Here is a 23,264-nt window from a genome sequence, read left to right on the forward strand (position 1 = left end):
TCTCACAACTCAGACGGCGAAGTCGGGTACCCTGCCCGGCGTGGGAAATGAACACCGACTGGTCGTGACAGCCGACCCGGCTTCTCCCGGTTCGATCCATCGGGCCGTCGCAGCCATCGTGGGTAGCGGGACGGTCTTCCTTGGTCCGGGCGAGCACGTAGTGGACTCAACCATCGAACTCCCCAGTGGGGTGTCGTTGGTGGGCGCCGGTGCTGCATCGACCACCATCACGCTGGCTCCCGGTTCAAGTTGTCATGTATTCACCAACGACGACCATGCCAAGGGCAACGAGGCTATTGAACTGCGTGGCTTCACCCTTGAGGGCAACATGCGCACGCAGCCGCGCCCAGTGGATCTGAAAGGAATCACTTTCGCCTGTGGCGGCTATTTCAAACGGGTGAAACATCTGGTGGTGCAGGACGTCGTGGCGCGTGGGATCCGCCAGACGGCTTTTCACTTCAACCACTGCAAGCACGTGATGATCGAGCGCCTAGAGGCAAACGAACTCGGGTGGAGCGGTGTGTCCACCTCCGGTACCGACGACATCGTGCTCCGGAGCGTGGTGGTGACGAACTCCGGTCTCGATGTACGTCACTCGGGGATTCATCTCGATGGCGGCACCGGCGCCTATGTGGATGCCGTTATCGACACCTGCACCGGTAATGGGATCATGCTCGACTCAAAGTTTTCTCCCTTGAGTGATGTGGTGGTTCGAGGCGTGGCTCGGCGCTCGATGCGCGGTCTTTCGCTCAGCGGTGATCACGAGAAGGCATTGACCAACGTATGCGTGTCGGGGGATTACTCCGATAACCGGGAGGTCGGCGTACTGGTATCGAACGCCTCGAACGTGTTCCTGGTTGGTACCACCATTGCGTCGAACGGCATTGCGGGGATCGTGATCCAAGGAAAAAGCGGGTCTCCCCACTGTGTGGTGGCGAGCAGCCACATCACGGGAAGCCCCGATCTTGTCGTGGAGCGCGACGGCAATCACGTTGCCTATGTGACCGAAACGGTCGAGATTCCAACGCTGGCCTCGGTGGAGCCGCTTGCCACCGGCGCGACTACTACTTCGGGTGTGAGCGCCGCGAAGTCCGGCGTCTCAGCGCCCTCTCCGATTCGCCAAATTCGCTCCCGGCTGGGTCGTGCGAAAGCCCGGGCGTTGGGGTCGAAACCGGCAGTGGCCCCCACCGGGAAGCCGGCAGCCTCCCCAGCGACGGCGGCGAAGCCTGGTGTTCCCGACGACGACTCCTTCGATGGCATCTGCAATGTGTGTGGGACGCATCAGGCCTTTATCCGTCGCAATGCATCGTTGCGGGAGGGCTACCGGTGCGTGCCGTGTAAGGCATCTTTGCGTTACCGCGGCCAGGCCGACGCCATCTTGCGCAGTTATGCCCATCACGGTGCCACCACGATCACCGAACTCGTCCAGGAGCCTGAGTTCGCGGCGCTGTCATTCTGGGAGCCGGGGGTGCTCGGGCCATTCCGGCAGCACTTCACCACGATGCCGCGTTATGTGATGTCGGACTACTGGCCCGATGTGGCCCCTGGTGATACGCGCGATGGCGTGCGCTGCGAGGACCTGATGGCGCTGACCTTTGCCGACAACTCCTACGACCTAGTGGTCACCTCCGACATCTTTGAGCACGTTCGCCATCCCTTCGATGGCTTTGCCGAGGTACACCGCGTGCTCCGGCCGGGGGGCCGACACATCTTCAGCATCCCCGTGCAAGAGCCCTGGCGGGCGGTCACCGTGGCGCGAGTGGATACCAGCGGTGCCGATGATGTGAATATCCTGGAACCCCGCTATCACCTCGGACCGGGCAACAGCCAACACATCGTCTACAACGACTTCGGGCGGGATCTTGTCGACGGACTGGCAACGGCGGGATTCGATACGACGGTTATTCGGTTTGAGTCCTCGAGTGCAGAGGCATCGCGTTTGCTGACGTTCTGCTGCACGAAGCGCTGATGAGCGACCCTGACCGCTTCTTTTTTGTGCATCTACAGAAGACGGGTGGCACAGCCCTTTTCCAACGGTTGCGTGAAAGCTTCGGGGTCGAGGTCGTCTATCCGACGCTGGCGGACCAGGGCAACGTCGCCGCCGTGATCGATGTTGAGCACCTGGTAGATCAGTTTCGTCTTCACGGAAACGATTTCCGGGTGATTACCGGCCACTTCCCGTTGTGTGCCGCCGAGGTGCTGGGGGTGCCATTCACCACCTTTACGGTGCTGCGAGATCCCGTAGAGCGAACGCTGTCGTTGCTTCGGCGCCGCCAGGCCTCTGATGAGCGCTTTCGAGGCCGCGACCTACTCGACATCTATGCCGACGCTGATCTCCGGGTCATCATCGACAACCACATGGTGAAGATGCTCTCTCTCACCGCGGCCGAGATGGGTCGAATACCCCTGACCCAGCCTGTCACGTTCGATGATGAGCGACTTGAAGCGGCGAAGCGCAGTCTTGAGCGCATCGATGTGGTGGGTCTACAGGAGCAGTTCGATACCTTTTGTGGAAACCTGGAATCGAGTTTTGGCTGGAATCTCGGTCCGCCACGTTTTGCCAACCGCACCTCATCAGCGCCGGTGCCTGACGAGTTACGGGAGCGGATCACGACTGACAACCGCGCCGACATCGCTCTCTATCGGTTTGCCGTCGGGCTGGTCAACGAGCGGGACCCGGGGCCCGGTGCCGTCGATGAGTGAGCCCAAGATCGTGATCACCGGCACCGGCCGGGCCGGGACCACCCTGCTCGTACAGCTGCTGGACGATCTCGGGCTGGACACGGGTTTAGCGGAGGGAAAGCTCTCTGCCTACCGGCCAAGGGCCCGGGCGGGTCTGGAGAGCCGCGTCGACGATCCCGAGGCCCCCACGGTGGTAAAGGACATGACCCTGGGTTTCCGGATCCGTGCACTTCTGGAGGGGGGAGCGGTGGAGTTCGGCCACGTGATTATTCCCGACCGCCGGATGGATGTGGCCGTCGCCAGTCGCATTCGTGCGGCTAGTTATGGACGGCGCCCATTTCGGCAAGGTGGATTGACGGGAACGCTGCGCGCGACTGAACAGGAACGCCTCCTTATCTCAGCGAGAGCGGAGATTCTCGCCGTACTGGCCGAGTTCGATGTGCCCTATACAATCCTTGAGTTTCCTCGATTCGCCTTTGACGCGGCCTATTTTCACGACGCGCTGGGGTCGATTCTCCCCGGTGTCAGTCTGTCCGATGTGCAGTTGTCGCTCGACCGGTGTGTGCGGCCGGAAATGATCCACGAGAGCGTGCTGGGGAGGCGTGAAAGGTGGCGCACTCGTGCCACCACCGCATGGATGGTGGTCTATTGGTTTCCCGCCGCCCGGGTGCGGGGGTGGATCAACCCGAAGCGCGAGCAGAGGAAAATGCTCGCTTCTGTTGGCGCAGCCAAGCGCCAAGAGGCGCTGCTGATCCAGGCGGAGCGACGGGCTGGTCGATTTCCGGGGCCGGCCCATGACCCGCGAGACACTCACGGATCAACCCCCCCGACGTGACTTCACCAGTGCTTTGGCATACGCATAGAATTCAACATCGATGGCGTTGTCGGCGGCGATTCGACGACGCAGGTCTGGATCGACGGGTTCGATGTCGGACTCGGGCGTGGCGTTCTTCCTGGCACCCCGAACGATTTGCCATCCGAATCGTTCCTGGGTTTCCCGCAGGAACTCCTGGAAGTTCTCCATTACCCCTACGACGTCGATTTGAGCCAGGTTTGTCTTGGCCAGTTCCAATCGGGACTGGGTTACCTCGATCACGTCCATATAGGTCTGTGGGTTATCGGCGGTGGTCATCGAGAAGATCTTCGTCTGATGGTTTTGGATGAGCGGACCAAACACGAGCGGCTCGTCATAGACCGCCTCCAGGGTGCGCGCCGCCCTCGGCCGCAACCCGCTGGCGTTCTCCCAGGGCTGGTTACGTTTGAACTGGCGGAGGAGGGAAATCGTTCGCTCAACCGGATCGCGAAGGATCGTGACGGTAAGGAAATCGCGTCCAAGTATTTCGTGCACCACATATGGGAAGTGGCCAGCAAGCACCCGGATGTGGGCCCATCGCTCGTCTGAGATGGTGAGCAGGTACCGCACGGAGAGGTGGTGCTGGATATCTAACTGGCCATCTTCGTGGCGAATGTCAAGATCCCGGTACGGGTAGATCTCCTCGAGCGCAAACGTCTCGCGGAGGTTGCGCATCAAGGTAGTGCCACCCGTTTTCATCAGATGAATAAACAGCACTGGTGATGTATCGGCGGTCATGTAGACGCCTGGCGCCGGATCTCGCCTCGGATGATGAGGGCGAACTGTCGTGGCATCGACAGGTGGACAATCTGTCCGGTATTTCCGCTTACCCCCACCGCGGTTTCAGTGGTCACCTCTATCAGTTCTCGATCCGAGTCCAGAACACTTTGATTGAGATTGGCAATCGCCTCGAGCAGGTCGTTGGTCGTGAGGTTGCGGTCACCGGCGAGATCCAGGAGTCGGATCGGCTGATTTTTGATAGCGGCTTCGGCGATCGCGCCGAGCCAAAATCGAAGCTCGGGATCGGCCTTGACTAGGAGAGAAACCAACGAGCGGAAATCGCCGATGGGTCGAAAGCGCTCTTCGGCGGTCTCCGCTCGAAAGAGCACCCACTTCATGACCGCAAGGACGTGTTCGGCAGGAACCGGTACTAGAATGAACTCCATGGTGTGTTCCTGTTTTCAGGTAGAAGGATCAGTCGACGAGGACTAGGATCTCGTGCTCAGTCATGGTCTGGCGCAGTGCTGAAGTTGATTTCCTCGCTAGGGTACGCATTTCCTGAGTAAGAGGGGGTCGCTGGGATGTTTCCGCTCTGGGAGGTGGCGATAGCGCCAGTCCTTGCTGCCGGTCAATCACGGAGGGTGGTAGAGATCGGCGCCGAGCGCGGCGAGACCACCGCGCTCATCCTGGATTTGCTGGGTCCCGACGCCGAACTCCACATCATCGATCCGGCGCCAGCCTTCGATCCCTCTGAGCACGAAAAGGCCTTCGCCGGGCGCTACCACTTCCATCGCCAGATAAGTCACGACGTACTGCCGGGGCTTCCGCCGATGGATGCGGCCCTCGTGGACGGAGACCACAACTGGTTCACCGTGTACCACGAGCTCAAGATGCTCTCGGAGGTCTCTCGGTCCGCTGGTCAGCCGCTACCGCTGATCTTCGTTCATGATGTGGGGTGGCCGTATGGCCGACGCGACTTGTACTACAACCCCGAACAGGTGCCAGAGGAGTTCCGTCAACCCTGGGCTCGGGGGGGGATGCGGCCAGGAATAGCGACATTGCGAAAGCAGGGTGGCGTGAACCCAACGATGTGCAACGCCAAGGTGGAGGGCGGACCCCGCAATGGGGTGATGACGGCGGTCGATGACTTTATTGCCGAGCACGATCGTCCGGTACGGCTGGTGGTGATTCCGATCTACTTCGGTTTGGCGATCCTGGTAGACGACGATCGCTTGGCCGAGCATCCTGAGATCGCCCGGGAACTCGACCGACTGGAGGGGGAAGAAGGTTTACGACCACTTCTGGAGATTGCCGAGTCGACCCGTCTGCGTGCACTTGGCCGCACGCACACCACCCAGATACGAGCCCAGGACAAGCTCACTCGCTCGGCCAACCGTTATCTCGAACTCATGAAGGGGGCGCTTCTCGATGAGCATTATCTCGAGAATGAGATTCGCCTGAAGTATTTGGCTCGGTGTTTGCGCACCGGGGCAAAGGTCGAAGCAGATCGCCTACGCGATCCGGTCCGGGCGCAGCCCGGTGTGTACCAGCGCATCCTGCGCCGGCGGCGCGCCGGTTCGGCAATTTCTGGCGAGGGTGCCAATGGGTTTTTGCCGTATGCGCCCATGGGGCGTGTGCGGTTGGACCATCTTGAAGATTGTCTCGATGCGGTGCGGGCCGAGGCGGTTCCCGGCGATTTGGTGGAGTGCGGCACGGGCCGGGGGGGCGGCGCTATTTTCCTACGGGCCTATTTGGAGGCTCACGAACTTGCCGCCCGCAAGGTGTGGGTAGCCGATGAGTTCCGAGCGTCTCCGTCGCCGCTGCGCGCCGCAGGCACTGTCGATGAGGACCTAACGGAATTCCAGGGCGACCTCAACCTCGTACGAGATGGCTTCGAGCGTTTCGACTTGCTCGACGATCGGGTGTGCTTCCTGCAGGGACCGCTCAGGGCCGCCGCGTCGTTTGTCGATATCGGTGATATTGCATTGTTGCGCCTGGGAAGTGGTATTGGCGAGAACGCTGGTGCCGTTTTGGAGGCGCTCTACCCTCGCCTGTCGCTGGGAGCCCGCGTGGTCGTTGACGACTACACGGACCCGGCCTGTGCTCGTGCCGTCACGGCCTACCGGGTGGACCGGGAAATCGACGCTCCCCTCGAGGTCGTCGACTGGGTGGCCGTCTCGTGGCGTAAAACCGAACGCGTCGATGACGACCAGGCCACCTCGGCGGCGGCCAAGATGGCATCGCTGGGTCTGCCCCTCGCTCTGCCCGCGCCGGAGGGGGCGATCGATCTCACGGTGGTGGTGGTCTTCTACAACATGAAGCGGGAGGCCGCCCGCACCCTTCGTTCCCTCTCGCGCGCTTATCAAGAGGATCTGGAGGAGGTTCGGTACGAGGTCATCGTGGTTGAAAATGGATCATTCCCCGACCAGCGGTTGGGGAATGATTTCGTTGCTGATTTTGGCCCCGAGTTTCGTTATATCGACCTCGGAGACGAGGCACGGCCCTCTCCGTCATATGCCCTCAACGTTGGCATTCGAGCCGGCCTCGGTGAGGCCTTTGCGCTCATGATCGACGGAGCCCACGTGCTCACCCCCAGCGTGCTGCGATTTGGCTTGGATGGCCTGCGAATCTACGAGCCCGCCATCGTGGCTACGCAGCAGTGGTATGTGGGTCCGGGGCAACAGGGCGAAGCAATGCGGCGCGGCTACGACCAGGCAGCAGAAGACCGGCTCTTCAAACGGATCGGTTGGCCGGAAGCGGGGTATCGCCTGTTTGAGATCGGCCACTTCGTCGGTGGCCGTGACTGGCTGGATGGCATGTGGGAAAGCAACTGCCTATTCGCGCCGAGGCGACAAATCGAACAGGTAGGCGGCTTCGATGAGAACTTCGACATGGCCGGCGGCGGATTCGCCAACCTAGACCTCTACGAGCGCCTGGGGTCCTCTCCTGAGGTAACGGTGGCGACGATTATCGGGGAGGGGTCCTTCCATCAGGTCCACGGGGGGGTGAGTACGAATCAACCGGATTCCGATGAGCGTCGAGCACGGGTGTTCGGGTACGGCGAGCATTTTGCCGACCTTCGCGGTCGCGGCTTTCGTGGTCCCGGAAAGCCGCTCCATTACGTCGGACGGGTCGGATCACCCTACGCCGCGCGCAGCCGTTCCCGCCGTCTTAGCGGGGAGCTGTTTGGCCGCGGGGCTGGTGCTCCAGAGCCGGATGGCCTGCCGACGTCACCGACTCTCGTGCCCGAAGATCTGCGATGGAGCTTCATCGAGGCCGTCTGGGGGAGCATGGCCTGGGATGAGACGACGTGGCTGGGGCGACCGTTAACTAGCGCCCCTACTGACCTCTTCGCCTATCAGCAGTTGATCACGTCCCTGCGGCCCGACTGGGTCATCGAAACTGGCACGGGTAGCGGGGGTCGGGCACTTTTCTTAGCGTCGGTGTGTGAACTCATTGGGCACGGCCGAGTGGTCTCGATCGGCGAGCAACCTTCCGACGATCTTCCGGTTCACTCACTGCTCACCTACATCGATGCCGTACCCGCCCTGGAGTCAACCGTGGCGCAGGTGCGGGAACTGGTGGGGAAGGACCCCCATGGTTTGGTGTTGGTCGGGAGCGGCGCCCATCGGAACACGACGGAGCAGGAGTTTGAGGCCTACGCCCCATTCGTGTCGGTGGGGTCGTACGCCATCGTCACCGACACCGCGGTCAATGGGAATCCGGTGTGGGCGGGCTTTGGCCCCGGGCCCTTTGAAGCGGTGAAGCTGATTTTGGGGCGTCACGGTAACTTCGCCATAGATTACGAGCCGGAGCGGTACTCCCTGACGTTCAACCCGGGCGGATTCCTCAAGCGGATCCGATGAAAATTTTCTGCGTGGGCCTGAACAAGACAGGGACGCGGTCGCTGCACGATGCCCTGCAGGTCTTGGGCTTTCGAAGCGTCCACTGGGGAGGGCCGAATCTGCCGACGGCCGTGCAGCGGGGGCCAGAGATTCGGGCGGCGGTCGAGCAGTCGCTGGCGGCGGGCCGACCGCTGCTCGAGGGGCTTGAGGACGCCGATGCCTACTCCGATATTCACGCGCTGAATACGAACTTCGACGTGCTCGATAGTCAATACCCCGCCAGTAAGTTTATTCTCACGGTGCGCCCCATCGAGGAGTGGCTCGCCAGTCGAGAGATGCACGTGAAGGCGAATCAGGCGATGCAATCTAGCGGTGAATACAACGGTACGTTCTTGGAGGTAGATCTCATCGGGTGGCGAACCGAAGCACTCGAACACGAATCCCGGGTTCGGTCCTATTTCGCTGCCCGTCCCGCAGATCTGCTGGTATTCGATGTCACCGCCGGCGATGGGTGGGATCAACTGTGTCCGTTCCTCGGTGTCGCCATTCCATCTGATCCGTTTCCGTTCCGGCGATGACTGAGTTGACCGCTTCTCACCACGGCTCGCTCCATAGAGGGCTCAAGCCGTTCGCTTGGGTGCGGATTGTGGCGATCGGAACGGCGATGTTTTTGGCCGCCCTGGCGACGCGCAAAGGCCCAGGACTATCGGTTGACTCGGTGAACTATCTGTCGGCGGGGATCAACATCGCGAACGGCGATGACTGGGTGGCCGTCAGCGGTCAGGCGCTCACGATCTTCCCCCCGGGACTCCCACTACTGGCGGCGCTAGGGGAGGTGGGAGGGATCGGGGCTCAAATGATGCTGCGGATCGTATCGATCGTGTCGTTTGGTCTGATCGTGGGGCTGGGCAGTCGCCTGTTGCAGCGGGTGGTTCCTCATCGGGGGGTGGAACTCGGAGCCACCGCCATGCTGGCGGTATCTCCGGTGTTGCTGGGAGTGGCCACGATGGCCTGGTCCGAGCCCCCGTTTATTGTCGTGACCCTTATCTTTCTCTTCGTGCTGGGCGACATATGGGAGCGCGGCGCTCTCACTGCCACTGACGTGCTGCGACTAGCCGGCCTTTGTTGGATGGCGTTCATTCTCCGTTATGCGGGAACGGCATTGATCGCGGCGGCTGGAGTTTCGATGCTGGCCGCTATCCGTCCCTTGGATCGACGAGTGCTGACGCGCATCGCTGCCTTCGGGGTGGTGAGCATGTCGTTTCCCATCTTGTGGATCCTACGAAACTACGGTGCCGACGGAACCTATATGGGACGCCGTTCCCCATCGCCGGATTCGATTCGGGTGGTGGCCGCTCGCACGGGGGCCGTCTTCGGCGATTGGGCGGTTCCAATGTTCGACCCATCCACGCGCGTCCTGACTGTGATCGGCATCGTGGGAGTGGGGCTCATCATGGTCGGGGTGGGGTGGGTGCTTCGGTCGGACTGCGACGAAACAACTGGAGGAGTGCAGCGCGGGCAGCTGCTGGCGTGTACGACCTTCGCCATCGTCTATGTGAGTTACTTGACCCTGGCGTCGGTGGCTACCTCGTTCGAACCCACAAACTCTCGTTATCTGTCGCCGGTATACGTTCCCGGCCTCGCTCTCGCTTCTGCCGGGCTGGCGGCCCTCCTAAACCGCCATGCCGGACGCCGGTGGTCAGTGGCCGTTGGTTGTGCGGCGGTGCTGTTCTGGGCGGGCCCTGTAATCACGACGATCGGTAACGTTCGAGATGGGTTTACCAACGGGATTGGGTACAACGCCGACGCCAGTACCCAATCTGAACTGTCCGTCGTGGCCGCCGAAATCTTGAGCAGGGAGGCGCCGGTCAACGTGTTCAGTAACGAGGTGAGCCGACTCTGGGCGGGCGCCCGCCTGCAGCCCATCAAGTGGGCGCCGCGGGATAGTGGTTATCGGGGCGCGCCCGCAGTGGGGGAACTCGATGCATTTGTGGACGACGTCCTTTGCAGTCCTCAAGCGACCTACCTGGTCTATTACCTCTTTGGGAACGACCGGGTGGTTCCGTTGCGAGAGATTCGAGCCGTGGTCGATCTGGAGCGAGTGGCGGTCGTCGATGATGGCGTGATTTTCAGGGTTCGCTCAAAGGGTACGCAAGAGTGCGCTGTCTGAGCGTTGGTCACAACCGACGCTCAGCGATGGCAATCAGCGATACACCAATGGGTAGTCCTCGCCGTGCCGCGATCCTCCGCTCCGAGCGAAGCACGCCGGTCAAGATTCGGTTGAGCAGTGATGGGGGCATTGAGAAGTCTGATTCCGGCTCGACGACCGGCGCGTGGATTCGTTGCGCAAGGCGGCTAACGGCCACCGGCGGCAACAAGATCGTGTTGAAGTAGGAAGCGTGCCGCACCTCTAACCCGGCCTGTTGGATGGCCCCCAGGAGAACTCGGCGGGTGTACCGGCGGCGGTGGCCGTTGGCGCGATCATGGTCGCTCCACAACCACGACAATGCCGGGACCGTCACCGCCACAGTTCCGCCAGGCCGTACCGATCTTCGGAGCGCAACGAGTGCCCCCACATCGTCATCAAGATGTTCGATGACGTCGAACGCCGTGGCCAGGGTCAAGGTGCCCTCAGTGGGTATGGCGTGGGGGATCTGCCCGTGGGCAACTTCGAACTGACCGAAGGTGGAGCGGCAATGCTCCACTGCCAGTTGGTCGCCTTCGATGCCGGTCACCTGGCCGAAGGTGGCGAGCATCGGCAGCATTCCTCCCGTCCCACATCCCACATCGACGATGGTGTTGCCGGTGGTGGTTGGCAGATGTTGACTGAGGGTGGAGTGGATGATGGCCCGACGCCCCACGAACCACCAGTGGTTGGTCTCTAGCTGTGCATGTTCGTCGTAGAGCGCCCGGTCCATGGTTAGGACGAACCGGCCGAATGGTTGCTTGTCTCAGCTACGAGGTAGTTCGGTCGCATTTTCGTCTCGTCGTAGACCCGAGCGAGGTACTCGCCGAGGATCCCAAGCATCATGAGTTGCATGCCGCCAAGGGTAAGGATCACTGCGATGATGGAGGTCCATCCCTCGGGTACACCGCCGAACCAAACGCGAAAGGCCAGGGCAACTCCGATGTAAACGCACCCCGCCAGGGCGGCCAAGATACCGAGCCAAGAGGCCAGCCGCAGGGGCAGGGTAGAGAAGGACAACAGCCCATCGAAGGCGAGGCGGAAGAGGCGGCGCGTCGTGTACTTCGGTGTGCCAGCGTTGCGGGCCTCGCGGTCGTACTCCAGCCCGATCTGCTGGTAACCGACCCAACTTCGCAGTCCTCGTAGGAACCGGTTGTGCTCGGGGAGGGCGAGCAACTCATCAACAACCACCCGGTCGAGGAGGGCAAAATCGCCACTGTCGAGCGGGACGTCGATATTCGCGAGGCGGCGGTAGACCCGGTAGAACGTGCGATAGGCCAGACGTTTGACGAGACCTTCCTGACGGGTGCGCCGCACGGCGTAGACGACGTGGTTGCCCGCCCGCCAGTGTTCCAACATTTGCTCCAAAAGTTCTGGGGGATCCTGCAGGTCGGCATCCACAAAGCACACGGTTTGGCCCTGGGCGCTTGCCATCCCGGCGGTGAGGGCGGCCTGGTGTCCGAAATTCCGTGACAGCCGAATGCCCCGAACGCGAGGGTCGATGGCCCCGAGTCGAAGAATCTCCGACCAGGTGGCATCCGTGCTCCCATCGTCCACGATGACCATCTCCCCGGTGCCCGCTGCATCAAGCACTGGAGCCACGCGTGCCCAGAGGGCGTCCAGATTCTCTTGCTCATTGAAGGCAGGGACAACGATGCTTACGAGGATGGCTCGGGCTGTTTCTTGGGTCGAGGTGCCCATGAGTTTATGGAGTTCTGCGGTGGAGAAGGCGCCGGCCTGGGCAGCCTCGTTGGCGGTCAGACGGCCCCGCAGCACTGCGCCCGCCGCCAGGGACAGGGCCACCTGCTGGGCCACCGGACCTTCGGCAACCAACTTCTTCAGTTCCCGGAGTTCCTCGATATCGTCAGCCATGGTTCGGATTCTAGAACCGCCGGCAGACGGGGGTGCTGATGAGCAGACGCACCTTGTCGCGTCCCACCGGTTGGGTTTCGCCCGACACCACGTAGGGGGAGACCCAACCGAAGGGGCCAGAGTCAGAATATGGGCAACCGATCGGCGGGGTAGGAGCCGGTGCTTGTTCAGCGCAGCGGTCCTCGAACGGTGAACCGTTACGTTCCGGTCACCGCAAAGGCGAACTGACCATTTTGGATCATTAGGAGCCGGGCGGTTCCGCTCTCGGCTAGTTCGTCCACCGCCTGCTTTACTCCACCATCCCACCAACCCCCCTCGCCGTAGTCGTCGCCAGTAACGAGGCCGCCCGGTTTGGTCTTGGCCAGTGAGAGGCGCAGATCCTGGACTACAAAGTCGTAGGTGTGGTTTCCATCGATGTACACCCAGTCCAGCGACGCATCGGGGAGCGCCCCGAGTATCTCCGCTGATTCGCCTCGGTGGATGATGATCTGCCCGCGGTTGATCTCCGGCCCAAACCGGCTCAGAACACTCATGTGGCGCTCATCCATCTCGCTCTGTCCGCCCTCGGAGCGTCCCCCGTACATCGCGCGCTCATACTCGGGTGCGGGGTTGTAGATCCATGGATCGATGAGGTGGAGTTGTCGCGGCGCCACCGTCTCGAGGATGACCTGGGAGAAGTCCCCGAGGTGTACCCCGATTTCGGCTCCCACTGATTCCGGGGGCAGCATCTCGAGCAGGAAGCGCCGTCGCTGGGAATTGGTGGGCGGTATGGGTTGCGGCATGGGTGCTAGTTACCGTCTCGATGAGGGGCTGATAAGTGTCTGGTACTCCAGGAAGAGTTGGTAGTTCTCCTCCACGATGTCCTCGCGGTACTGGTACTGGTGTTGGTGCTCTCGAAGCTCGACACGATATCCGATACCTCGTTCTAGGCTATTGCGCCCAGTGTCCTGTCGATCGGCAACGATCGGTATCGATCGGCACATGATTGCCTCAAAGAAGCGAATACTCCAGGGCAGATCACCGGCTGGACAGAGGGCGAATTCGCTGTGACGGAGTGTCTCGAAATAGGAGGGGTTGAAGTAGCCCCGCTCATGTTCGGCTCGATCGCGTGGCACGAAGACCGAATGGCTGTTTCCGGTGTGATCGAAGCTCCCCAGAGGCGTGTGCTGTTCGTGACCGTCGCTGATCAGCAGGTGGGAACGCTCGGTGAAGTGGTCACGAGCAAAGTCGAGGATCCAACGGCGGTTGTCGTAGGTGTCGGCACGATAAAGGCCACCCATGAAGCAATAATCATGGATCTTGTCGTTCGGCATTTCGCTCACGGCCTCCACAAATGACCGCGGGAATAGGAGCCGCGTAGCCACCGTGCGCTCGTCGATCGCAGGGCACGGGAGCCCCTCTTCTTCATACGCCATTCGGATCAGGAGCACGGCCCGTGGCCCCCCCGGTATGAGAACGATCGGCGGGGTGGTCATGCATTCCCCATATGGTCGGCAAGATCGTAGCCAAACAGACTGGTACACGCCTCTTGCACCGAGGAGCGGGTCAGCAGGAGTTCGAGAAGCCACGGCGATACCGGGTGTTGTTGGAAGCGTGTCATGAGCAGGTGGGTGGGACTGGGGGTGGGGTCCGAAGAGAAGCTACTTCCGCCACCGTAGGAGGAGACCTCGGAAACGGCGTCGAGGTTGATGAATCCGAGTTGCTCGGCCAGCGCATCTCGATAGGCCGGGTCCTCTACAAAGCGGTTGAAGCTGATCACCACCTTGGCCGGAAGTTGTTGGGTGTGGTCGAGTGCTTCGGCGCAGTAGGTATCGAGCAGGTCGACAAATCCTTCGTCCACTGGAAAAAGCTCGGGGCGCGACTGGGCGGCGGCGAGCCGGGAGGACAGTGTATTGAGTGGATCCCGAAGAATGAGCACGCTGGTGGCCTCCGCGATCCCCGCCGTGCGCACGGCGAACGAGAGTGAACAGTCCTCAATGCTAAAGATCGCCGACCGTTGGGGTTGGGCGGCCCGCCGGAAATCATTCGGCCCAAGGGTGCCCAGCTCGAAGCGACGGGAGTGAAGACGGCCACAGTTGTTGTAGAACGCCACCCCGGCCGCAGGATCGACAAACCCATCGCAGAATTGACGATGGAGCCCATCGGTGATGGGGGGGTCTTTTGTCACTCCGCCGTGGTTGGCGTAGAGCCAGTTCGCGATGAGGTGGTTCCCGCTCCTCTTCAGCCCCCATACGAAGGTGCTTCGGTTGGTCATCGGCTCCGACTGCTCGTCATCGACATAGGGTGAAGGTCTTGTTGGGCTCCAATGGGGCAAACCTCACCTCAAGGCTGGGCGACTCTACCGAAAGAGTTTGGCCGAAATCCGGAAGGTAAAGGTTCTGCCCAGGGGAAACTTTCCCTTCCTGCGTGAGAGCCACCTGAAGCGGGCTGATGATGCCGAGGGTCTCGCCCTTGACAAGGGAGAGGTTGAGTGGCCTCGACTGGGTTTTGCACTCGCCGTCCGCAAAGGGTTGGTCAATTTGTATGAGCCCCAGCATCAGTTGAATGGTTGCGCGGTTCTGTGGTTTGAGGTCTCCTCTGGGTGGGAGAAACCCCTGATCGCGCATGTCGAGTAAAAACCCAACGGTCACTTCCTTGAAGTCGAATTCGCTGTTCAACGGCCGGACCCATCTCGGTACTTGTTTCGCCTGTGGGCTCATGGCGATCCCAGTCATCACCTTCCGCTCATAGTCGAAGATCGCCCTGTCGGGATAGGGGAATCCGAGTATGTGGTCGAACGCTCTGATGTTGCCAGGAAAGCCGGCCAGAAACAGGAGGACAACGGCGACGGTCGTCGGCCGCCACCGCCTCGCTACGGCATCTCCGGCGACGGCCAGGGCCGGTAGCGCGCACACGGCTCCCGTGTAGAGGTAGCGACTGGATTGCGCTAGTTCGATACCTGCAAAAGAGCGACCCACTGCTAATAGTGCGAAGAACAGCGGGACAAAGATCAGTAGCGCACCCGGCACGCATACGGTGCGTCGTAGGTCTTCGAGGGAGGTGGATGTGACAAGTAGGCCCAGGCCACCGACGAGCAACAAGGCGAGGAGAATGGCCACTACTGGTAGGTGGCCAAGGGCCTTGCCCGTGCCCAAGAGTCCCTCGCTCATCCAAGTCAAGACGACGCGTGGGGCGGGCGGGTTGGGGCGATCTCGTAACCCAAAAAAGTGGTTCCAGGTTAGGTAGGTGAGCGCCGCAGGGCCTGTTTGCAGCAGGGCGTAGCGCCATCCTCGCCGGGCGAGGCTGACCAGGCCCACGGGAACGAGCAGCAACAGGCCGAGGCCGGAGCACATGCAGGCGGCTATTCCGGCCAGCACTGCGAGGGCGTCTCGTCGTCTGAGAGGGCCATCGTGATCGACCAGAATGAGTTGGATCAGCACGAACAATATCGACCCGAGGTTGGTGATCTGAAAGACCCAGATGATGTTAGATCCGCCGTGACCGAAGAGGACCAGTGTGGCGGCGGCGGCGCTGGCGATCCATGGGCCAACTCCGGCTCGCCGCATGATGATGCGAAGTAACAGCGCGACCCCCAGGTGCAGTGTCACGAGAAGCATGTGATAGGGGATGAAATTCAGTCCGAACATGTTGAACATCAGCCGGAAGATCACCACTGGGATGGGGATCGGGTGGACGTCGAATGGTGCCATCACACTCCGGAGGCTGCCGCCGTCGCGTGAGACGAGCATCGCCCAGTCGTCGCGGAAGAACCAATAGTTGGGGCCGATCTCGAAGACCAGCCACCACCACGAAATGAGCAGGTAGGCGATGAAGAGCCCGAGGGCGATGCGGGCGCCGGTGTTTGATTGGCGCGGGGGGGAGGATCCAACATCCCCGGTCTCGTCAGCGTCCACGATGTTCATCTCGGATTGCGGGGGGACGGGCATTGAGAGTCCTCGGTGGTGTTTCCCAGCTGATTGGGTGGACCGAACCAGAATGAACGCTACCGCGGCAGGGCTGAGCGCAGTTCGTTGTATCGGCTGGTGTACAGAGTGGCGGTGATCGCGGTGGTGAAGCCCGCAACACGAGGGGTGGCTGCCAGGCTCATGGCGTGCAGCCGATCCGGATCCATGATCAATCCCACCACGGCTGAAGCCAGAGCCGTGGAGTCGCCTAGGGGCACGATCACGCCAGTAACGCCGTCTTCAACCACATCCCCAATGGCCCCAAGACGGAAGGTGGCGACCGGGCAGCCGGTCATTTGCGCTTCGATGGCGACCCCAGGGATCCCTTCGGCCCGGCTGGTAATCAAGACCAGGTCAACACCGCCAAAGACCATCTCCGGGTCATCTCGATGGCCGAGGAGGGTCACTGAATCCTCAATCCCGCAAGCTTTGATGCGAGCTAGCAGCGCCGACCGGCGAGGGCCGTCGCCGGCCACCACGAGGTGAGCCGGGTGACCCTGGCGATGGATTTCAGCCAGGACATCAATGGCGAGTTCGGGATGCTTCTGGTCTACCAGGTGCCCCACAAATCCCAGCAGCGGTAGATCCTCGCTGATGCCGATTTGGTGTCGGAGGGTGGCCGAGGCTGTGGTGCGGTCAACGGCGGCAAATCGGCTGGGCTCACGCGCATTTCCGATCGTCCACACCGGCCCGGGGTAGCCCAGGTTGCGCATCTCGGTCTCCATGCCGGGGGTCAAGGTGACTACTCCGTCGAACTGGCGGGCGATCAGGGCCCAGATGGCGAGACGGATGCGACCCCATCGTTCCAGTGGGAGCCCGAGGATTCTTTGCCAAACCCGCACGGTGCCCGGTGAGGACCCCGCCACGGCCACCACGATCGCCGCCCACCCGCCGTGGGCGAGCACGACGTCGGCTGGGTTGTGTTTTAGCAGGCGCCGCAGGGCCCACGTTCCCTGCACGAAGGCTCGGATTCCGAGGCGGGTGGTTGGGACCAACGGAGGTAGCCTCGATATTTCTCCTCCGTCGGTGGCCTGGGTAATGGCCACGACCTCGTTGCGGTCGCCGAGCGCATCGCTGGCCAACGCCAACTCGAGTGCGAACACCTCGGCCCCTCGACGGTGGGACCGTGTCACCACATGGAGCACCCGTAGGCCGTTCTGGACCGCTGGGGTTGCCATGGGTTCCGCTTCTATCGCGTATTCTAAGCGGGTTGGCTGGTTTAGGAGCGCGCTTGTGACCGCGAGGGTCTTTCGACCCCCGCGGTCACGGAACCACGGGCTGGTTAGCGCACCGATGACGCTCGCCGCGTGCGAGAGTTATCAGCGGTTAGGGCGAGGTAGCCCACATCGAGCAGACCAAGCGCTAGGAGGACCAGGTACAGGTTGGACGTGCCACTGCCAGTGCGGGGCAACGCAGCCACCTCAGCATCATCAGTAGTGCCCTTGACGGTTGCCGGAGGACCAGCGGTGGTGGGCACAAGCGCCTGAAGCGTGGTGGTCGTGGCGATCGGCGCTACGCCAATCTGGTCGTTCAGGATCAGTTCTTCATCAGGGGGGTAGCAAATCATCTTGAGTAGCCCAGTTACAATTGGGGTTTCGCTGAGGATTTGGTTGGGTGTGAAGACGATGGGTTCACCGGGGGCAGCGGTGCGGGTATACGGGAAGCTTTGCGGGCCAATGGTAAATCCGACCGCGACCGACCCGTCACCGAGCTGAACGGTGACCGTGTCGGTGAGGATGGCCGTCTCTCCGACAGCTCCTTCGGTGGGACTTATGGCACCGCCGCCGGTGACAACCAATTCTGTGTAGCCCGTCTCAACCGCAACCTCCGTCAGGTTTTTCGGTAGGACGAAGTTGAAGGTGAAGGTCATATCGAAGTCATCGCCCTGCGCCGGCGAGGGCTCCACAGCGTCAGACAGAATTGTGGTAGGGAGTAGGAACTGACCTGCGGCTGGTGCCGGGGGGCTCGGCAGGATGCCCCCAAGGATGGCCTTGCTACCAGCATCCGCACCTTCGCAGAGGTAGTCTGCTTGTAGGTTCCCTGCCGTGAGGTACTTACCTTCTTGCCCACCGGGAGGGCTACCGGCGGAGGTGGAGGAGGGGCCAAGCGTGACCATGGCCAGTCCGGCGGCGGCGAAAATGCCTAGGTGGGCCAGCAGGCGCCGGCGGCGCCTGCCTACCTTTGGCCCTTGTTCGGGTTGCTTGTTCTCGTGCATATCGGGCTAACTCCTCAGGTTCGGTTGAATGGAATACGGGTAGAGGTGGGCTCGGAGACCAGCCAAGGTGCCGGCCTTCGGAAATCCGGGTCGCCAGAGACTGGAGCACTCGTCGTGCAGCGTGTTTCCGAAAGACTCATAGTTTCCCCCGTGTTTCCTAGCCCACCCCACAGCAACCGATTCCTTACCTGGCTTCTGCTTCCCACGGTGCACTAGTCCCTATTACCCAGAAAACTTACCATGGTGGGTCAAGGTTTGCCGCGCAGAGTGGCGGGTTGAGTTGCGCTGAGCAGTTACGTCGTGGCGTGGCGCACCGGAGGCGGCTTACCGGAGGGTGAGGGCCTGGCGCACCGTCCGTACCTGGTGGTCCCAGGACCATTGGGTTGCCACGCTGTGTCCGGCGGCGGCGATACGTCTGCGTTGTTCGGGATCGTCTGCCAAGGTTTGCAGCGCCCGGGAGAGGTCGGCGGTATCGCCGGGCACGAAGAAGACGGCGTGGCGGCCGTTATCAAGGCGATTGGTGAGTTGGCGCACGTTCGGGGCGACCACCGCAAGCCCAGCGGCGAGGTACTCGGCTAGTTTGAGCGGAGAGTAATGGAATGGTTCGTCGGGACGACCCAGCACCACCCCGATGTCCATCGCGGCGAGTAGCGCCGGTAATTCGTGGTGGGGAACGAGCCCGGTAAAGCGCACATGGACGCCCAATTCCTGCGCCAAGTGTTCAATCCGTGTCCGCTCGGGGCCATCCCCCACGAGGAGTAAACTCACCCCCGTCAAGGGGGCCACTGAGCGTACCAGGTCATCGATGGCGTGAAATGGCCGGAAGCTGCCCGCCCATCCAATGACTACCTCGTCGCCCACTCCGGCGGACCTTCGGGCGGCGGCGCGGTCGATGGGCGGTGCGAACAGATCGAGGTCCACCCCGGTGGGTGTGATGATCAGGCGGTCCTCGGCGACCCCGAGGCGGGCGACTTCCTCAGCTACTACTTCGGAGCCGCACGCCACCAGCGTGGCGTGTCGTAGGGCTGGATGTTCGCCTCGCCGCTCTAGCCAGGTGCCCCACCCCGGTCGGCGCACGTTCCACTGCTCCGCTTGCCAGACAAGTAGGGCGGGCACGAAGAGCACTGATGGCACCTGTAGGCGATCGGCGAGGGTGAGTCCGGCGGAGTGAAACAGTTCATGGCGCTGCCATACGAACTCGATCGTGCCTTCCTCCTCCGTCCATGGTCCGCGCTCGTCGGGGCGGAATCGGCGGGCTCGCAGTGCCTCACGTCCGTCTTTCAGGATAGTTTTGACTACCGGGGGCAGAGCTTGCCGGGCTCGACGATGGCCGGAAGGGGGGGATGCCTGCGCGTCGGTGGCTCGACGGCGCACCTCGTCGATATCGAGTACTCCCTGGGGGGTTACGATCCAGGCCCTGCCCAACTCACGTTGGGCTGCGCTGGCCCAACCACAGGTGCTGATCCACCCGGCGACCGGCCCTGTTTGGCCTGAAGTAGTTGTGGGAAGCACGAAAATAGCTGCGCTTGGCTGCGGTTGGACGCCCATCACTTGGGAGAGTAGCGATACCGGAGAGTTCGGGAGCGGACGCGGCCCATGGCGGGCGGGGGGGGGAAGAGCCATGCGGCCGGCAGCGCTGGGCGGAGGACGGCCGGGGGTCATGTATGGACGGCATTGCCTAAACGCCCTCAGTGGGGGAATGATAGGGGATCGGGAACGCCACTAGTCCTGCCTAAGCAGTGATGTGGTCTGACAGACTTGGGTGGGGATTTGTGCGGAAAATAGGGACAGGACTCGTGGCACTGCTGGTGATGGCGATGGTCGTTCCCTCTTTGGCAAGTCCGGCTGGGGCCACGGTAGGTGGTACCGGGTTGGGGTTTGATGGTGTGTCGCAGTACGCGAAGTTGGGGGTGGCGACTGATTTGAGGTCGTCGGTGTTTACGGTGGAGTTGTGGTTTCGCCGAACGGGTACGGGGGTGGCGACGTCGACGGGTTTGGGGGGTTTGCCGTCGGTGATCCCCTTGATCACCAAGGGCCGGTCCCAGAGCGAATCGGCGGCGGCGGATATCAACTATTTCCTGGGTATTAACGCCACGACGGGGGCGTTGGTGGCGGATTTTGAGGAGGCGCAGACGGCGGCGGGTGGGGTGACGCCGGGGGCGAATCATCCGGCGTCGGGTACCACGGCGATCCCGGCGGATGGTGTGTGGCATCACGCGGCGGGGACGTATGACGGTTCGTCGTGGTCTTTGTATTTGGATGGGGTGAAGGAAGCGGGCTTGTTCGTGGGGGTGCCGGCGAACGCGGAGACGAGCGCGGTGGCGGCGGTGGGCTCGGCGTTGCAGACAACGGGGAACCCGGCGGGGTTCTTCGCCGGTGACGTGGATGAGGTGCGGGTTTGGGCGACGGCGCGTACACAGGCGGAGATTTCCTCTGCCAAAGACGCGGACCTCGTGGGATCCCCGAGTGGGTTGTTGGGGGTATGGCACATCAACGAGGGCTATGGCACCCAGCTGGGAGACCAATCCGTCAGCAACCTTTCCGGCACCACGGTCAATAGCCCGACGTGGGTTACCGGCGCACAAAATCCCGAGGGCAACGTATCTCCCACCGTCGCCACCTTGGTGACGCCGGCGAATGCTTCCAACGGGGTTGGCCTGGCGCCCACGCTGTCGGTCGCCGTGGCGGACCCGAACGACGACACGGTGATCGTCACCTACCTGGGACGACCACTCGCTAGTGGTCCATTCCTCCCGATCATGTTTCATACCGGTGTGTCCTCAGGCACCACCGACTCGACGGTTTGGTCGGCCCTGGCGGTGGGCCAGAGCTACGAGTGGTACGCGGTGGTTAGCGACGGGTTCCTCTCGACCACGAGCCCGACGTGGACCTTCCACACCGCGCCGGGGTCCGACCCGATCTTCATCGGGGCCGGCGATATTGCGGGCTGCAACGAGGACATGGACGCTGCCACTGCGGCGATTTTGAGCGGGATCGATGGGACCGTGTGGACATCGGGTGACAATGTGTATCCGTCGGGCCTGGCCGAGGACTTTGCGAACTGCTACGACCCGGTGTGGGGGGGCAGTATCAAGGCCCGCACCCGTCCCGTTCCTGGTAACCACGACTGGGGCGACAACTCGACCTCAGGGAGCCTCAGCGGCTACCAGGGCTACTTCGGCGCCAACGCCACTGATGCGAATGGAAAGAGCTACTACAGTTACGACATCGCCTTGAGCAACTGGCACATCGTGAACCTTGATACCGAGTGCGAATTGGTGACCCCCAATGTTGCCGACGGGTGCGCGGCGGGATCCCCGCAGGAAACATGGCTGAAGGCCGATCTGGCCAGCAACAGCAGCAAGAACGTCATCGCGATATGGCACCAGCCGTTGTTTAGCTCGGGTGGCACGCGCTACACCGCGTTACAAGCGATGTACACGGATCTTTATGAAGCCGGCGTTGACGTCATTTTACAGGGCCATGATCACGTCTATGAGAGAATTGCTCCGACGAAGCCGGATGGTACCGCCGATAGCGACTACGGCATCCGGCAGTTTACCGTTGGCACCGGAGGGGCTGCGGGTTCCAATTGTGGGGTCCCGATTCTCACGCAGGAGGTGTGCAAGAGCCGCACCAACGGGGTACTGAAGCTCACCCTCCACGAGACCGGCTACGACTGGGCCTTCCTGGCCACGACGGACAGTTCCTTTGAGGATTCGGGGACGGGTACCGTCCATAGCGCTCCGGCGGCCCCGGCGGCTGCCCAGATTGGTGCCGCCACTGGTGGGATTGCGTCCGCCACGGTGACGTGGACTGCGCCCACTCCTAACGGTGGCCCACCGATCACCGGCTATGTGGTTACGCCGTACCTCGGAACGACCGCCCAAACACCGACCGTGGTGGGGCTGGTGACCTCGGCGGCGGTGACTGGTCTCACCAGTTGGTACCCTTACACCTTCAAGGTGGCGGCCACCAACGAGTTCGGAGTCGGCGCCCCGTCGTCGGCCTCTAATTCGGTTATTCCCACGGGACCGCTAGTGGCGCCCGGTGCACCCACCATTGGTATCGCAACGGCCACGAGCACCAAGGCCACTGTGAACTGGACGGCGCCGATCTCCAACGGTGGCTCCGCTATTACGGGCTATGTGGTTACGCCCTACATCGGCACCACCGCTCAAACCCCCAAGAGTGTGGGCGTGGTGACATCCTTGGTGCTCACGGGCCTCGCCAATGGCACCACCTACAGCTTCACGGTGGCCGCCAAGAATGCGCTCGGAACCGGTGCCACCTCAGCTACAAGTAACGCTGTGACCCCGGCCGCCGTGCCGTCGGCTCCCACCGGCGTCGTTGCCGCACCCGGCCTTGCGACGGCCACGACCGGTTCGCTCCTGGTCTCCTTCACCCCGGGGGCATCGAACGGCAGCGCGATCCTCACTTACGTGGCCACCTGCACCTCCACGCAAAGAGGGGTTGCCGCGGTGAATGCCACCGGAACCACTTCGCCGATCACGGTTTCCGGTGCCGCTACCTCGAAGAAGTTCACCTGCCGGGTGACGGCGACCAACTCCATCGGCACCAGTGCGGCTTCCGCCGCCAGCGCGCAGGTGATCGTAGGTTCGCCTGCCTCCCCCAGCGCGGTCACCGGTGTAAAGGTGGCTTCGGGCCAACTGCGGGTGACCTTCACCCCGGGGGCATCGAATGGCAGTTCGATTACCAGTTACAAGGTGACATGCACGTCGAGTAATGCCGGCGTTAGCGGGAATGCCACGGGTACGGTTTCGCCGATCACGGTCACCGGCCTTACCGCTAACAAGACCTATACCTGCAGGGTCACCGCCACCAACGCCCGCGGCGTCGGCCTGGCTTCGGTGGCCTCATTGGCCGTGGTCGCCTAACGGCGCGAATCCTCGCGGCGGGAAGGGTGTCGGTATGGCCGCTGAACTGG

Annotated in this window: 18 protein-coding genes; 7 read left to right on the forward strand and 11 right to left on the reverse strand. The window is 62.2% G+C overall.

Translation table 11 applies throughout. The features are described from left to right. Positions 1–40 precede the first annotated feature (40 nt). The 3 genes from EXQ71_07350 to EXQ71_07360 are packed head-to-tail and all read left to right on the forward strand — an operon-like array spanning position 41 to position 3,517. Complete coding sequence (locus EXQ71_07350) at positions 41–1,969, forward strand: methyltransferase domain-containing protein (protein MSO87320.1); 1,929 nt, start codon at positions 41–43, stop codon at positions 1,967–1,969. Next, positions 1,969–2,703, forward strand: a complete 735-nt coding sequence (locus EXQ71_07355) for a hypothetical protein (protein MSO87321.1) — start codon at positions 1,969–1,971, stop codon at positions 2,701–2,703. Before EXQ71_07350 ends, EXQ71_07355 begins: the two co-directional genes overlap by 1 nt. After that, a complete protein-coding gene (locus tag EXQ71_07360) occupies positions 2,696–3,517 on the forward strand; it encodes a hypothetical protein (GenBank protein ID MSO87322.1) in 822 nt (273 codons plus the stop codon). The genes EXQ71_07355 and EXQ71_07360 overlap by 8 nt, the downstream gene beginning before the upstream one ends. On the opposite strand, the gene EXQ71_07365 is transcribed toward EXQ71_07360, so the two are convergent. Further along, a complete protein-coding gene (locus tag EXQ71_07365) occupies positions 3,500–4,273 on the reverse strand; it encodes a hypothetical protein (GenBank protein MSO87323.1) in 774 nt (257 codons plus the stop codon). The two genes, EXQ71_07360 and EXQ71_07365, sit on opposite strands and share 18 nt — an antisense overlap. Next, positions 4,270–4,701 (reverse strand): hypothetical protein, encoded by a 432-nt coding sequence (locus EXQ71_07370; GenBank protein MSO87324.1) that lies wholly within the window; start codon positions 4,699–4,701, stop codon positions 4,270–4,272. The genes EXQ71_07365 and EXQ71_07370 overlap by 4 nt, the downstream gene beginning before the upstream one ends. Positions 4,702–4,836: 135 nt before the next feature. Here EXQ71_07370 and EXQ71_07375 point away from each other — a divergent pair, with 135 nt between their 5' ends. From EXQ71_07375 to EXQ71_07385, 3 genes are read left to right on the forward strand one after another with little or no spacing between them, the layout of a single operon-like run. After that, positions 4,837–8,121, forward strand: coding sequence for a hypothetical protein (locus tag EXQ71_07375; protein ID MSO87325.1), 3,285 nt, complete (start codon positions 4,837–4,839; stop codon positions 8,119–8,121). Next, positions 8,118–8,678, forward strand: coding sequence for a sulfotransferase family protein (locus EXQ71_07380; protein MSO87326.1), 561 nt, complete (start codon positions 8,118–8,120; stop codon positions 8,676–8,678). The genes EXQ71_07375 and EXQ71_07380 overlap by 4 nt, the downstream gene beginning before the upstream one ends. After that, positions 8,675–10,270 carry a hypothetical protein gene (locus tag EXQ71_07385; GenBank protein ID MSO87327.1) on the forward strand — a complete coding sequence of 532 codons (1,596 nt, stop codon included), beginning with the start codon at positions 8,675–8,677 and terminating at the stop codon, positions 10,268–10,270. The genes EXQ71_07380 and EXQ71_07385 overlap by 4 nt, the downstream gene beginning before the upstream one ends. A 7-nt stretch (positions 10,271–10,277) precedes the next feature. On the opposite strand, the gene EXQ71_07390 is transcribed toward EXQ71_07385, so the two are convergent. The 9 genes from EXQ71_07390 to EXQ71_07430 all read right to left on the reverse strand — a co-directional run bounded on the left by EXQ71_07390 (position 10,278) and on the right by EXQ71_07430 (position 19,978). Next, a complete protein-coding gene (locus EXQ71_07390; GenBank protein ID MSO87328.1) occupies positions 10,278–11,018 on the reverse strand; it encodes a class I SAM-dependent methyltransferase in 741 nt (246 codons plus the stop codon). Between the two features lie 2 nt (positions 11,019–11,020). Next, positions 11,021–12,157: a glycosyltransferase gene (locus tag EXQ71_07395; GenBank protein MSO87329.1), complete on the reverse strand. Its 1,137-nt coding sequence runs from the start codon at positions 12,155–12,157 to the stop codon at positions 11,021–11,023. Between the two features lie 197 nt (positions 12,158–12,354). Continuing rightward, complete coding sequence (locus tag EXQ71_07400) at positions 12,355–12,939, reverse strand: class I SAM-dependent methyltransferase (GenBank protein MSO87330.1); 585 nt, start codon at positions 12,937–12,939, stop codon at positions 12,355–12,357. Positions 12,940–12,948: 9 nt separating this feature from the next. Continuing rightward, positions 12,949–13,632, reverse strand: a complete 684-nt coding sequence (locus tag EXQ71_07405) for a hypothetical protein (GenBank protein MSO87331.1) — start codon at positions 13,630–13,632, stop codon at positions 12,949–12,951. Then, entirely contained in the window at positions 13,629–14,411 is a 783-nt protein-coding gene (locus EXQ71_07410; GenBank protein ID MSO87332.1) for a hypothetical protein, read from the reverse strand. The genes EXQ71_07405 and EXQ71_07410 overlap by 4 nt, the downstream gene beginning before the upstream one ends. 16 nt (positions 14,412–14,427) lie before the next feature. Next, positions 14,428–16,083, reverse strand: a complete 1,656-nt coding sequence (locus EXQ71_07415) for a hypothetical protein (GenBank protein MSO87333.1) — start codon at positions 16,081–16,083, stop codon at positions 14,428–14,430. 56 nt (positions 16,084–16,139) lie between these two features. Then, entirely contained in the window at positions 16,140–17,279 is a 1,140-nt protein-coding gene (locus EXQ71_07420) for a glycosyltransferase family 1 protein (protein ID MSO87334.1), read from the reverse strand. A gap of 104 nt (positions 17,280–17,383) precedes the next feature. Continuing rightward, positions 17,384–18,007, reverse strand: a complete 624-nt coding sequence (locus tag EXQ71_07425; protein ID MSO87335.1) for a hypothetical protein — start codon at positions 18,005–18,007, stop codon at positions 17,384–17,386. A gap of 633 nt (positions 18,008–18,640) precedes the next feature. Next, the gene (locus EXQ71_07430; GenBank protein MSO87336.1) at positions 18,641–19,978 is read right to left on the reverse strand and encodes a glycosyltransferase; all 1,338 of its coding nucleotides are present in this window, start codon (positions 19,976–19,978) and stop codon (positions 18,641–18,643) included. An 80-nt stretch (positions 19,979–20,058) separates the two neighbouring features. Between EXQ71_07430 and EXQ71_07435 the strand changes: the two genes are divergently transcribed. After that, the gene (locus EXQ71_07435; protein ID MSO87337.1) at positions 20,059–23,214 is read left to right on the forward strand and encodes a hypothetical protein; all 3,156 of its coding nucleotides are present in this window, start codon (positions 20,059–20,061) and stop codon (positions 23,212–23,214) included. The last annotated feature ends 50 nt before the right edge of the window (positions 23,215–23,264 follow it).

The sequence above is a fragment of the Acidimicrobiia bacterium genome (assembly GCA_009694375.1).
GTDB lineage: Bacteria > Actinomycetota > Acidimicrobiia > Acidimicrobiales > VFJN01 > VFJN01.